The sequence below is a fragment of the Alteromonas sp. BZK5 genome, assembly GCF_014349115.1.
Taxonomy (GTDB): domain Bacteria; phylum Pseudomonadota; class Gammaproteobacteria; order Enterobacterales; family Alteromonadaceae; genus Alteromonas; species Alteromonas macleodii.
Window position 1 is genome coordinate 1 of the sequence record NZ_JACSOE010000042.1, and the last position, 13,066, is coordinate 13,066.

12 protein-coding genes are annotated in these 13,066 nt (G+C 39.4%); 5 read left to right on the forward strand and 7 right to left on the reverse strand.

The annotated features are described in order from the left end of the window. From BIZ39_RS22030 to BIZ39_RS12835, 3 genes are all read right to left on the reverse strand, one after another. Positions 1 to 233: hypothetical protein (locus BIZ39_RS22030; protein ID WP_222936579.1), on the reverse strand; the 233-nt coding region annotated here is incomplete at its 3' end. Positions 234 to 359: 126 nt separating this feature from the next. Further along, positions 360 to 1,784, reverse strand: coding sequence for a DUF2264 domain-containing protein (locus BIZ39_RS12830; protein ID WP_187447162.1), 1,425 nt, complete (start codon positions 1,782 to 1,784; stop codon positions 360 to 362). A 146-nt stretch (positions 1,785 to 1,930) separates the two neighbouring features. After that, the gene (locus BIZ39_RS12835; RefSeq protein ID WP_187447163.1) at positions 1,931 to 3,196 is read right to left on the reverse strand and encodes an O-antigen ligase family protein; all 1,266 of its coding nucleotides are present in this window, start codon (positions 3,194 to 3,196) and stop codon (positions 1,931 to 1,933) included. 442 nt (positions 3,197 to 3,638) lie between these two features. On the opposite strand from BIZ39_RS12835, the gene BIZ39_RS12840 reads away from it, so the two are divergent. The 5 genes from BIZ39_RS12840 to BIZ39_RS12860 all read left to right on the forward strand — a co-directional run bounded on the left by BIZ39_RS12840 (position 3,639) and on the right by BIZ39_RS12860 (position 8,804). Beyond that, positions 3,639 to 4,268 carry a transglutaminase-like cysteine peptidase gene (locus tag BIZ39_RS12840; protein ID WP_262385761.1) on the forward strand — a complete coding sequence of 210 codons (630 nt, stop codon included), beginning with the start codon at positions 3,639 to 3,641 and terminating at the stop codon, positions 4,266 to 4,268. Next, positions 4,268 to 6,205: an EAL domain-containing protein gene (locus tag BIZ39_RS12845; RefSeq protein ID WP_187447164.1), complete on the forward strand. Its 1,938-nt coding sequence runs from the start codon at positions 4,268 to 4,270 to the stop codon at positions 6,203 to 6,205. The genes BIZ39_RS12840 and BIZ39_RS12845 overlap by 1 nt, the downstream gene beginning before the upstream one ends. 132 nt (positions 6,206 to 6,337) lie before the next feature. Then, on the forward strand, positions 6,338 to 6,907 hold the full coding sequence (locus tag BIZ39_RS12850) for a hypothetical protein (RefSeq protein WP_187447165.1): 570 nt from the start codon (positions 6,338 to 6,340) through the stop codon (positions 6,905 to 6,907). Between the two features lie 40 nt (positions 6,908 to 6,947). Further along, positions 6,948 to 8,360, forward strand: coding sequence for an O-antigen ligase family protein (locus BIZ39_RS12855; RefSeq protein ID WP_187447166.1), 1,413 nt, complete (start codon positions 6,948 to 6,950; stop codon positions 8,358 to 8,360). Between the two features lie 33 nt (positions 8,361 to 8,393). After that, positions 8,394 to 8,804: a 3-phosphoshikimate 1-carboxyvinyltransferase gene (locus BIZ39_RS12860; RefSeq protein ID WP_187447167.1), complete on the forward strand. Its 411-nt coding sequence runs from the start codon at positions 8,394 to 8,396 to the stop codon at positions 8,802 to 8,804. 11 nt (positions 8,805 to 8,815) lie between these two features. Here the strand turns inward: BIZ39_RS12860 and BIZ39_RS12865 are convergent, their stop codons facing one another. The 4 genes from BIZ39_RS12865 to BIZ39_RS12880 are packed head-to-tail and all read right to left on the reverse strand — an operon-like array spanning position 8,816 to position 13,063. After that, positions 8,816 to 9,577 (reverse strand): VpsP family polysaccharide biosynthesis protein, encoded by a 762-nt coding sequence (locus tag BIZ39_RS12865; RefSeq protein ID WP_187447168.1) that lies wholly within the window; start codon positions 9,575 to 9,577, stop codon positions 8,816 to 8,818. Beyond that, entirely contained in the window at positions 9,567 to 10,298 is a 732-nt protein-coding gene (locus BIZ39_RS12870; protein WP_187447169.1) for a tyrosine-protein phosphatase, read from the reverse strand. The genes BIZ39_RS12865 and BIZ39_RS12870 overlap by 11 nt, the downstream gene beginning before the upstream one ends. Positions 10,299 to 10,306: 8 nt before the next feature. Then, positions 10,307 to 12,499, reverse strand: coding sequence for a GumC family protein (locus tag BIZ39_RS12875; protein ID WP_187447170.1), 2,193 nt, complete (start codon positions 12,497 to 12,499; stop codon positions 10,307 to 10,309). Between the two features lie 27 nt (positions 12,500 to 12,526). Then, a complete protein-coding gene (locus tag BIZ39_RS12880; protein WP_410369564.1) occupies positions 12,527 to 13,063 on the reverse strand; it encodes a polysaccharide biosynthesis/export family protein in 537 nt (178 codons plus the stop codon). Between the last annotated feature and the right edge of the window lie 3 nt (positions 13,064 to 13,066).

A 13,066-nucleotide genomic window follows, 5' to 3' on the forward strand; every position in this document is an offset into this window, starting at 1 on the left:
CCCATAAACAGGCTGCCTCCAACAAGCGCAAAATGAGCCCCCATTTTCCACCTGAGCACTTCCAACCTGCCGTTCTTAATAAAATTTACATCTTTTTCCACAAAGTGTGGCTTTACCTCAGGTCCATACAAAAAGTAATCGTCGTAGCTTGTTCTATTAATGATAGAAGCAAACATCAAGTCATCACCAAGGTTAAAGTTGTTGTATCCAGCTATGATTAATTTCCTAGACAAACTTATATACCTTCTAAATTTTAAAGTGAGATTTCTCGCATAAATAGCTCGATATTAACTATTGCAAGCGCTAGTTTTTTTGTAAATCTTCACATCAAATAATTGAACAAATGTGCGTTTGATGAACTAGTTCTTATCCTTAATAAAAGGATATTCTGATGTGTATTCTTTCAGTTTATTTTTTATTATATGGTTTTTGGGTCGCTGAGGTCTTTGGCTCAAAAACTCTTTGAATTTTAACTTCCAACTGTATGGTTCAATAAAGTTCGGCTGAACCTCCCTATCTAACCACTTAATATCTACAGTTCCGGTACTCTTATTGCCGACTATCTTCATGTTTATGCTATCGACAAGTTCTTCATAGTCACTCACTTCTATAGCTAGAGGATTTTCGGGAATTTTGAAAAATTCATCATCTGAATTAATTTGAAGAACCAGTATTAAACTTCTTAGTCCCCAAAGTGAACTTGCTGGCCCAGAGTATTCATCAAGAAACCGTAAATCTTGATTCAAGTACCCTTGCGTTGGAACTCCTTTGACTACCCCGCCATTTAAAATAAAGAACTTCCATGTTTGATCAAATATACGTTTTATAGTGCCTTTTTCCACAGCGCTATTATTTAACACCATTGACGCTATCAAAGGAGCACTTGCAGCCATTCTGTAACACTGACTTCTTCCAAATAAGGGAAATCCTCTAAGAGTAAAAATTTTTTGGTACTTCAAACAAAATTGAAAATTAGCAGAAGTGATAAATTTAGAGTCTAGCCCTTCATCTATTCTAGATAACCAAAAAAGGGAGTAGTGAAAAGCCCAAGCGTTATAGAAATCAAAGTTTTTGCCAACGCCATCACTGAACCAACCATCACCGACATAAAAATCCTTTATTCTTTCGTAACTCGAGTTATCAATACTCTCTTCACTACTTATACTCGAAAGCACTGATAGAATAGTTTGTCGAAACAGATGCCAATTGTTATCCACAGTTTTTTTTGAGGCACATTTCTTGAGCCAAATCAGTAGGTATGATTTTTGTTCAGCTGACAACTTAGTTATTATTCTTTCTCGGGCAATCCAAACTGCTAATGCTACGTCTGCTCCTTCACATATTAACTGACTATAGTCTGAAACCTCCCCCCAATAACCAGTAGAATTTGGGTCTGTCCCGTTGACTATTGAAAGCATAAACATTTCTTCTAAAGGAATGTTCTTCTCACTTAATAGTGTTAACTTTTGATAATTTGGATTCATTAGGACCGAAGCTATGAATGGCAAGAACCTGGTAGTACCCTCGATAGCGTCAACGTCTCTTGCGTTATAGCTAAAAGCACCGTCAAAATAGGCCCTCGTATAATCTTCACTAGAACTCTTTATCCAAGAAGAAACAAAATACTCAACTAAACAATACACCCTCTCTTCAAAAGGCCTGTCAGAACAGTAGATACTTTTAAGTTGTGAGTCTTCAGCACTTGACACATTATAAATTTTTGATTTGTAATACCTTCCATCATAAAAACGTCGTAAAGATGACTTTAATCTTCTAAAAATCATTATGTTTTCCAAACTACACTTTTTAGTAACCGCTCAAAAATAGCAAAACAGTCCATATTAGAGTTAACAAAGAAAAAACAACGCTAAGTGAAAAGCAGTTTTCAGGAATCTCGCTTTAATTTAGTTTTCCCCATTAACTGGTCGATTTAGTCAAAAATCAATATTTCTTTGGATAGTTTTTTTTCCTGAACGCGGTTATTTTTTCTCATTTTCAATTCCAAAAACGCGCATCCACTTCCTAAAAACAACCACAGATACCAACAGTACGAAAGATAGAAAAACATATTGTCGGAGTAGCAAACCAGCAAAAATGCCGCGATTACGCCAATAAACACACTGTTGCCTTTGGGATCTAATGAAAAATAGCGTAGATACTTAGTTAAAATGCCCATCAATAATACTAAAAACGCAAAAGCACCTAAAAATCCCATATCAAATGTCACTTGAACATAAGCGTTATGCGCATCGAAACCTTTACTCTCCTGTAAAACAAAGAAATCCAGAAAGTAATGAGAAAAAGTATCGTATCCGTGACCAAACCACATTTTATTTTGAATAAAATCCCACGATGATAACCAAACCACTTTTCTCCATGCGTAAGAGTTTAGCTTTTCTCCCCCAGTTTCTGTTATTTGAGAGTCTGACGCTAAATCAGCAATCCGCTCTTGAACAAACGGTAAAAATAAAGCGAGTACTCCTATACAACACACCAAAATAACATATTTCCGTTCATACAAAAGGCCATAGATAAAAAATATGGCGAAAAATGCAATCCACGCGCTCCGCGTTTGCGTGGCAATCAAGCAAACTACGCTTAAAGGTATAAGAGCAGTGCATAATCGGATAAATCTTTTTGAGAAAAATACTGCATTTGATTTGATACTATAAAATGATACCGCCGCAATAAGCACTAGGTAAAATGCATAAATATTTGGGTGGCTGAAAGTTCCATGAAGTCTAAAACCGTCCCTCGTAGTACTGGTTTCAGGAAATACAAATTGAACAATAGATACGGCAAACGGTATAGAACTAGAATAGATGATTAGTTTTATTATTGACTCAAAATCTTCCCTTGAACGTACGAATGTATAGGCCAGAGAAAAAATTGCAAAATAGGTAATGACAGATACAAAAGAGCGAAATGATGTCAAAGGAATAGATGAAATAACAATAGAAATTAAACCCACTACAATAAAGCCCGCCCAAAGTTTTAGAACGCTGGCAGATATAGAGCCTTTACTTTGTAGCAAGCCACCGAAAAAAAAGACAATCACAGCAAGATTGAGTAGCGCACCGAAACTGATACCGCCAAAATCCGTCATTTTCAATATTGGATCTAGTGATGCTCTTGTTAGCAAAAGCAAGTAAATGACGGGTGAAAATATGTAGAGGGGGCTTTTACGAATGATCATTAGTGAGCACTGTGTCTAATAGTTCCATAGCATCGTTGGTAAACAACTCCATTTAAGCGGTTGCAAAATACAAGGTATGCGAGCGGGATGCAAAATTTTTTTGCAAGTTTCGAGCCGCAGGCGATTATTAAGCGTATTCGGTTGACTAGCGAGTTCTTTTAAGTCGCTCATGGTAAAAATACACCTTCAGTATGCCGTGCAAATAGTATCAGCAACTCATAGCCTGTACAAAGAAGCTGTCAATTGTATTCGTTTTTGTGTTTTTTCAATGCACTTCTCTTTTGATATCAGTATTATTGAGTTAAAGAGCGCTCCAAGATAAAGCTTTGCACACTTTTGAGGCATTTTTATTAAAGTTAGTTTTTACAAGTTTCGAGCATTTACTCGTCTAAAAGGGCTGCATGTTTCCCTTGGATTCGCATGCGCGTTATTTGCCGTGTACTTGTTCTTCACACCTGTATTGGTTGCGCAGCAAAAGACAGTATTCACTGAACAAGTTTATTTAAGGATAAGCGCTACTTACGGTTCTGAAGCTAGCGAAGACGTTGCTAAATGGCGACAATTGGTTGATGAGTTACAAAGCGAAGATCTAGACGAAAAGCTTTATCAGATAAACCGCTTTTTTAACCGTTTTGATTTTGTAGACGACCTTGTTCACTGGCAACAAAAAGATTATTGGGCAACGCCAATTGAGTTTATTTCTACGGGTGCTGGCGACTGTGAAGACTACACTATTGCCAAATACTTCTCTTTAATTGAGCTTGGCGTTCCTGAACAACAGTTGCGATTAATGTATGTAACCGCCTTAGAATTACGCCAACCCCACATGGTTTTGGCGTATTATGAAACCCCAACCTCTATTCCACTTGTTTTGGATAATATAAATAGGCGTATATTGCCTGCTAATAAAAGAAGAGATTTGTCACCCATTTATAGCTTTAATGGTAACGGCTTGTGGGCCGCAAAAGCTATGGGAACGGGCCGTAAGCTGAGGGGAAGCGGCCCGATGAAGATGTGGGACGATATGGTAGAGCGGCTAGACCGCGTTATGTACGGAGATAAAGAAGAATAATGAGACTATCTACCCAACTAAGTACAAGCTTACTCGTTTTTTTAATACTAGTTTTTGCTGGTTCTTTCATAATAAATGTCAAGCTAACCAGAGAGTATGTAAACGAGCAGCTTGCCACCCACGCGCAAGATACTGCGACTTCGCTGGGGTTATCTATTACCCCATACTTGAGTGAAGCTAATGGTATTGCGGTAGCCGAAACCATGGTTAATGCTATTTTCGATAGAGGGTTTTACCAATATATAACCATTACCGATATGGAAGGGAATTTACTTATTGAAAGGCGCAATCCTAATACTATTGATTCAGTACCAGACTGGTTTACTAACATTGTGGAAGTTACACCACCGGTAGAGAAAACCGAATTAAACAATGGTTGGACGATGGCAGGTGAGCTTGCGGTTCAAAGTCACCCAGGGCTTGCCAATGAAACCTTGTGGGAAAGTGTTAAACAAAGTGCGTTTATGTTTTTTGCAGCCTTCGTTTTTGCCTATATTGCCCTGCTCTTTATCATTACTGCCATCACAAAACCCCTTCGTATTGTGGTAAACAAAATTGAAGATATTCAAAATCAAAAGTTTTCCCACATTAACTACAAACCTTTTACGAAAGAACTTTCTTTTATAACTCAGGCGGTAAACAGGCTTTCTTCGTCCGTTGAGGTAATGTTTAAAGAGTTAACCCAAAAGGCCGAGCAGTTTAGAATTCAAGCTTTTGAAGACAGCCTTACCGGTGTGCAAAATAGAAACGCTTTCACCCGCCATATGAACGCGCTACTAAGTAAAACTGCCACCTCGGATGAAGGCTATGTAATTTTAATACGCTTAGCACAACTAAACGCTATTAACATGACATTAGGCGCACAAGATGGTGATAAGTATGTTACTGGTGTGGCTGAAGAGCTTAAAAATTTCTCATCTAGTATTCAAGAAACATCATTTTTGTTTAGGATATCGGGCGCTGATTTTGCTTTGGTGACGGAGGCAATGACAAAACAAGAGTGCGAAGCGCACCTGCAGGTACTCAATACCACTTTGTCTCACTACAACCCGCTTAAAGATGGTAGTAAAGCAGTATGGATAGGTGCAGCACAATTCAATGACGAGCAATCTTTTTCTGAAATTATGGAAAACGCTGATAGCGCGCTTATGGCAGCTACAAAGCAACCCAATGGCTGGCAATTTGCGTCAGAGCTTTCTCACATTCACAGCAATACGGCGTGGAAAGAGCGTTTAAACCAAATATTACACCAGCAGTATGCCGATATACTTATTCAGCCTGTAATGAACGTTGACCAAAACACGCCCGCTTATTTCGAGGCATTTGCCCGATTTAAAGACAAAGATACTGGCAACCCTATACCAATGTCTCAATTAATTCCGGCGTCAGAGCGCTTGAACTTAATTCCTGAGGTAGATAAGTTGGTAGTAAGCCTAGTGCTTAATAAGCTAGCAAAAGATAAACGTAATGTTGCCATTAACATTGCGAACGCGTCGCTAGCTAATGCTTCGTTTAGGCAGTGGTTATTAGGTTTACTGAACCAAAATGAAGCGCTATGCACTCATTTGATCTTTGAATTAGAAGATTCAGCGTTAATTCACCACAAGAACGATGCGATATCATTTTGTAAAGTGCTAGTTAGTTTAGGCTGCAAGATTACGGTTGAACATTTTGGAGACAATCTTGCATCATTAGCAGGGTTAAGGGCTATTCAGCCTCATTTTGTAAAAATTTCCGGCAAACTTACGAAAGATATTCACTCAGACAAAGATAGTCAGTTATTTGTAAGTAGTTTATTAAGCATTGCACGCGGGTTAAGCATTAGCATTATTGCTGAACTTGTTGAGAATGAAGCCGAGTCGATTGCACTGTCGCAACTACATGTCTCGTATCAGCAGGGTTTTTACTTCGCCAAACCTTCGTTATGGCAGTTTTAATACACGCGAAAAATGAGCATAAGTGAATAGATGTACAACAAAAACGAGATCTTAGACGTTCACTTGTTGTACAATATGGCCATATGGCATTAGCAAGAAGCTAACCCGACGTTTTTAATCTAAGGATAAGTTATGCGTAGCAACGTTTTTTTATCTGTGCTTTTAAGCGCTTTAATCGCTTTTTCGACAGTTTCTTTTGCACAAGAAGGTAGCGTACCAGGCCTACAAGTTAGAAACCTTTTGGTTACTGAGATTGAAGAAGGTGCTGCGGTTGAGCAAGCAGCTAGTGAAGTAAGCCAGACCGTGCTTGATGAAGGTATGTTTTTTGATCCAGCAGGTTTATCGTACCTAAGCGAGAACCAAACTGCTTATCAATCGATGGTTGCTCTTCTGAATGACAATGCTACTGGGTTTGAAATTGCTATTGCAGGTTTTGGTGAATTGCCCGAACAACCTGCGCAAGTTGTTACTATCGCTATTCTGATGTTCCCAGAAGACGCTAACGAAATTTACAATATTGCCCTTCAAATGCAGGTTATTAGCGAAGAAGATGCGCTATTAGCGGTTATCAATGCGGGCGTAGATCCTAGTACCTTAACTGCAACTGCTGCAGGCGCGACTGGAAATACGTTCTCTCCGCTAGGTGTAGGTACTGGTGCTGCTGGTGCTGGCGGTGGCGATACCACTATCTCAGCTAACTAAAAGAGTCCTCTCATTAGACTGTTAAGCTAGTACGTTGTAAGTGCCTACTTTCAATACTCACAAAACCGAAAAGTTTCTTTTCGGTTTTCTTTTGTTTACCTTATTTTGGTTACCTTTATCACTAGGTGCCAACCGTCCGTGGGCGTGGGCACTAATGCAAATGTCGGTTTTCTTTCTTGGCGGCATTTTATTACTTACACACAAATCTCTACTTTCAAAGCTATACGCACAATACAAACTGCTGGTAATTGTATGGTTAGTATTTTTAACCTGGCAGCTTATCAATATAGTCCCTCTGCCTTTTTCTTTGGTAGAAACCCTACGCCCCGAACGCGTTAATTTTCTACTTAATGAAAATATTCAGGGCATGGAAAGTATAAGTTCGCTATGGCTACCTCTTAGCTTCGCTGTGGGCCAAAGCGACGTTATATTCTTTAAATCACTCGCCTATTGTTTCTTATTTTTTATAACGCTGACTTTGGTTAATACAGGCAAGCGACTTCGATATATATTGATAGTGATAAGTGCTGCAGGCGTGTTTCAGGCTATATATGGTTCTTTAGAAGTATTGTCTGGTTTGCAGTATAGCTTGGTGTTTAAGTTGCCTGTTTCGCATATTGCCACGGGAAGTTTTGTGTATAAGAATCACTACGCTAACTTTCTTTTGCTATGTTTAAGCGCTGCCATTGGCTATATGATAGCGAGTTTGCGTGTTCGAAGCGGTTCTAGCACTAGAGAGCGATTACGTAGAATAGTGCGCTTTTGGTTAAGCAATAAAGTGCTGTTTCGTATTGGCATTATTATTATGGTTATTGCGTTAGTTATGTCTCGCTCTAGAATGGGTAACAGCGCCTTTTTCATAGCCATGACTATTACCGCCACACTGGGCTTAATTTACTTCAAACCCCGCCAAAAAAGCTATGTAGTGCTATTTATCAGTATGTTGGTAATCGACATTCTTATTGTTAGTAGCCTATTTGGACTTAAGCAGGTTCAGCAACGTTTAGAGCAAACAAACTTAACTCAAGAAAGCAGAGATGAAGTTATTACTGATGCCCTGCCCCTTCTCTCTGAATATGGGATTATAGGTACAGGTGGTGGCACCTTTTATACGGTATACCCTCAGGTACAAAGTGAATCTATTCAGCACTTTTACGATCATGCTCACAACGAATACCTTCAGTTTGCTATTGAATTTGGCATAGTAGGCGCTGCCATTATAGCCATGCTCGTTTTGCTGTGCGCGAAAAGCGCCCTAAGCGCAATGCGACACCGTAGACATCCGCTGCCTAGGGGAACAGCCTTTGCCGCTGTCATGGCGGTTATAGGGATGGCATTGCACAGTACGGTAGACTTTCCTCTACAAGCGCCAGCAAATACCGCTATATTTATTATACTGTTAGCGCTAGGTACGTTAAGCCGCGATATACCTATGGGAAAGCAAGATAAATAACCAACATTGGTTTTATAACACAAGGGGATTTGTGTGGTATTAAAGATAAAGCGACCGATAAAAGAAGAGCCTAACGTTCAGCATATGCTGGAACGTATGCCTAAAAATGTTGCCAATTCTTTTACTGACGACCAACTGTTTCACTTAAACACAGCTCTTGCCGGCCGGCGATGGGGCAGCCACAAAGTTGATGTAAGAGGCACTATAGGTTTACTGCGAAGCCGATATTACTTCGTTTTACTGGCAGGCCGAGATAAGCGCGACCTATCGCGTACAGAAAGCCGCATAGGCAAACTGGTGATGGCAGCGGTTATTGCCCTGTTTTTGTGCGTTTCGTTAGTACTAGGCTTAGTGCTGCTGTATATATTAAAAAGCTGGCTGGGTATTAATCTTTTTGAAGGGTTTTCTTTAGGTCTTTGGGATTGGTTGAAAGAGAATACTTAAAAGTTCAGCGTCTAGTTTTGTGAACAGTTTAATAAGCCTGTACTTACAGCAAACGTAGATGGTCCAAGCCAACGGCACGCGTGTTCATTAAGATCATTTTCGCCAATAAGCCTCAAAATTGATTTTCTACTCAATGGGTTCTTTATACCTAAATCTAAGTGGTGTCTTAGTCGTTTCAAAATTTTAGCGTAATGCACTGACCTGTTAATATACATTGTGATACCGAATTCTGCTATAAACCTATGCACTATAGCGTCTTGTGGCCCAACATTAACCGCGGTATCTAAATATTGATAAAACTGGCTATCTAGCTCTCCAAGCTTCCATTTTACAGATGCTAAGCCTATCCAGCCCCCACTCCAATTAGGCCTTAGTTTTAAGCTTTTTTTATAGCTTAGCATCGCTCTGTGCAGTTCATCAGGTTCTTTATTCACTTTAGCTACAGTTTCTAAATCACTCTCTAAATTCGTACTGAAATGTAACCATTCGAAAAGCTGCCCTTGCAATTGATAATAAAGTGCATTGTTAGGTGCTTTATCAATTACCTCTTCAATCTTTGTAAGAGCTATTTCAACGTCTATTTTAGAAACTGAAGAAGGAGTACTACTCCAACTATCCAAACTATTTTTAACGCTATAATAGGTATTGCTAACGAAAAACTGATTTGCACTTCCCAAAAAGCTAAATAAAGCTATGGAAGCAACTAGAAACGTAACCGCATGATGCCATTTAAGCTTTTCCTTCCAATGCGCGAACTTACTGTCAACTTGCATGCTTTTTCTCCAGTGCTGTTATTACACTAGGAGTTTCTACAAAAGCTTTTTTTGCATACGTATAATCATAACTCGCAATTACTTCATAAGCTGCTTGCATATCATTGGGTCGTCTGACTAAATCGTGAGTGTCTGACGCTACTACATGAAACGCTCTTTTCTCTAATAACCGGTATGCAAACTCTTCTACTTTATCCCCAAAGCGACCGACGAAAGCTCCCGCGGTTGCTTGAAACAAACACCCTTGCTTTTGCAACCAATTAAATTTGTTATTTTCGGCAATTAATTCTCTATTACGTTCTGGATGCGCAATCAGTGGTTGAATATTATTGCGCAATAACCATTTTATCAGTACATCAAGCCCCTGAGGGATATGGCTATGTGGCATTTCAAGAAGTAATACATTTTTGCCATCGTATTTACCTAGGAATGGTAATTCACCTTTTTTGTACCATATAGGAATTAACTCATTCACACGAACTTCAGCTGCAAATGAAAGCGAAAGGGGAATTGACTCACGTTTAACGTGCTCTTTGAAAGAGTTGAAAGCGGCTTCTATTGAGCTTTGAGAATTATCAAAGTAGCCTCTATGTATGTGCGGGGTACATACCATATGGCTAACACCGCAGGTTACAGCCTGCTGAGCCATTTCAAGAGCAATGTCTAAAGTCCTGGCACCATCGTCGATGCCAGGAAGTATATGACTATGAAGATCTATCAATAATTTTCTTAGCTGCTTTTCTGACTGGTATATCCGTATTGGTCATAAAAGCCGGCGTACCTTTGTGCTACATCTGATTTGCGCAAGTTTACTTGATTCAGTACCACCCCATCAAGACGGTGGCCCACTTGCAGGAATCGCGATAAGCCATTATTGATTACTTTGTCACTTGTACTGTCAGCTCTAACAACGTAAATAACAGAGTCACAGGAGTTTGCTACGATCATAGAGTCGCTTACAGCCTGCGTAGGTGCCGTATCTACCACCACATACTTATACTCAGACTTAAGCTTAGTAATAAGCTCGTCAAACCCTTTGTCTGCTAATAGCTCCTGCGGGTTTGAAGGGATAGTTCCTGCAGAGAGAATATCAATATTTGATTCTTCATCTCGAACCAAACATTCCTCAAAACTATGCGACTTCAATACAAGATTCGCTACACCAGGTTGATAACTTGGAATATTAAACTGTTTGCCTATGCTTGGCCGACGTAAATCAGCATCAATTAATATAGTCTTATCTAGCTGACCCAAAGCAAAAGCTAAGTTAATAGATACTGTGGTCTTCCCCTCTTTGGGAACACTTGATGTAACCAAAATTGCCTGGTTTTCTTTTTCAATATTCAACAAAGAAAGACTTGTTCGTAGCGTTCTAACCGCTTCGGCAAACTGATGTTTCTTACCATCAAAAAACGTACGAATAGGTAAGTCCGTCTTTTTCTTGTGGGCAAGCCAAGGGATTAACCCAAGCATACGCTGCCCTAACTTCTTTTCTACATCGTCTACAGACCGAATACCACTATTAAGCGTTTCCATAACAATGGCAAGCGCGATACCAAAACTTAAACTCAGCACGAAAGCTGCTGCAATAAATAGCTTTTTATTGGGTTTAGAAGGTGTATAGCTGGGTAACGCACTGTCGAGAACGCGCGCGTTGGCCGATTCTAGGCCACCGAGCTCATCAGTTTCTTTTAGTCGAGTAAAAAATGAATCGTAAAGCTGCTGGTTAATATCTACTTCTCGCTCTAAAGCCTTGCGTTTATTATCCAGTTCAGCCAGTGACCTGAACGCAGCTTTAGACGTTTCGACTTCTTTCTGTAATTGAGCAACTTTTTGTTTCGATGATTCATACTGAGTTGTGATACTGCTTATTAAATCGGTAATTTGAGTATTTAGCGTATCTCTAATAGCTGTCAATTCAGCATTGGCCGCTATCATTTTAGGATGCTTCGGACCATAGATCTTACTGAGCTCACTGACTCTTGTTAACGCTTTACCTTCGTCTCTTCTAACGTCCCTCACAGCGGGGTGATTCAAAACTTCAGGTATTCTGGCCACATCTTCAATAGCATTACTATCTTTGATTTGGTTAAAAATGACACTGTTTAACTTAAGCTCAACTTCCGCTTCAGAAAGCTGAATATTTAGTCTTTCTAGTTCGTCTGATGCAAGCCCTACTACACCATCAATATTTACAACCTGATTAGTTTCATAAAACCTAACTAAGTTACGCTCTGCTGCATCTAACTTAGTTTTCAAACCGTCAATACTATCGGTAAGAAATGAAGTCGCCTTCGCAGTCATATCTAATTTAGCTTGAAGATAGTTTTCGATATAAACTTCGGCAATGGTGTTTGCTATTAAAGCAGATAAAGAAGGCTCTTCAGTAGTTACTGATATCTCAACTAATTGGGTCCCTTGAATAGACTTTATCTCTGTAGCTTGTGTAAGAAGATATGTCGCTTTTCGCTTTAATTTTTCGATTCGCTGAACTTCGGTCAACTCTAGAGTTTCTTTTTGTGGAAGAAACGGAAAAAACTCTGTAATACTAACTAACAGAGAGCTTTCTGTTTCCTCGGGCATAAAATCAGAATTATTGAATAGCGATAGACTTTCTACTGTTTTTTCTGCAACTTGGCGTGATTTAAGCACTTCTAATTGCGTAGCCATATAATCTTTGCTTTTTGTATCTATCCCGTATACTTCCTCAATAGATACTACGTTGGCTTTTTCAGCTTCGATTAACAGAGTTGTAGAAGATGTATAAAGTGGCGTCATCTTCATTACTAGAATCGCGACTAGCACTGTAAAGGCGATAGCCAGAAGTAATATTCTTAAGCTGTACCGTTTTATAATTCCCAGATAGTGCCCTAAGTCAATGAGCTCGTTATTATCTGTATCTTCCGTAATTTTTACTGCCATTTAGTTAGCTCACAAAATAGTTATATTTTAAAAGAAACGCTGGTTTACAGTTACGATATCACCCGGTTGGATCATATCTGTAACCAAGACACTAAATTCAAACTGTTGCCCATCGCTTTCGCGTACTATCGTTATTTTATCCCTATTAGCACGCTCCGTGTAACCACCTGCCAACGCAGCAGCTTTGTTAACAGATAGACCAGGCTGGTATGGATACCCACCAGGCCGCTTTACTTCACCATCAATGAAAAAAGGACGATACTCAACTATTGAAACGGACACGGACGGATTTACTAGATAGTCTCCTAATAAACCTTCATAAATAAGACTCTCAACTTCCGCTGCGGTCATGCCAACTAGCTTAAGTTCACCAAGGAAGGGGTAATTAATAGTGCCAACATCGGGCAAGCGGATTTCCATCGAAAGATCATCTTGCCCAAAGACGCTAATATTTATTCTGTCGCCAGAGCCAAGCTGGTATTGGCTCATACTCAAGTTCCCTTCTTGAGCCCAAGCACAAACATTCCAAAGTATGGCTAGAGTAAGAAAAGATATTTTTTTTATATT

Coding starts and splice junctions, on each gene's coding strand:
- BIZ39_RS12830 (WP_187447162.1), bottom strand. CDS start 1,784: ATGATTTTTAGAAGATTAAAGTCATCTTTACGACGTTTTTATGATGGA.
- BIZ39_RS12835 (WP_187447163.1), bottom strand. CDS start 3,196: ATGATCATTCGTAAAAGCCCCCTCTACATATTTTCACCCGTCATTTAC.
- BIZ39_RS12845 (WP_187447164.1), top strand. CDS start 4,268: ATGAGACTATCTACCCAACTAAGTACAAGCTTACTCGTTTTTTTAATA.
- BIZ39_RS12850 (WP_187447165.1), top strand. CDS start 6,338: ATGCGTAGCAACGTTTTTTTATCTGTGCTTTTAAGCGCTTTAATCGCT.
- BIZ39_RS12865 (WP_187447168.1), bottom strand. CDS start 9,577: ATGCAAGTTGACAGTAAGTTCGCGCATTGGAAGGAAAAGCTTAAATGG.
- BIZ39_RS12875 (WP_187447170.1), bottom strand. CDS start 12,499: ATGGCAGTAAAAATTACGGAAGATACAGATAATAACGAGCTCATTGAC.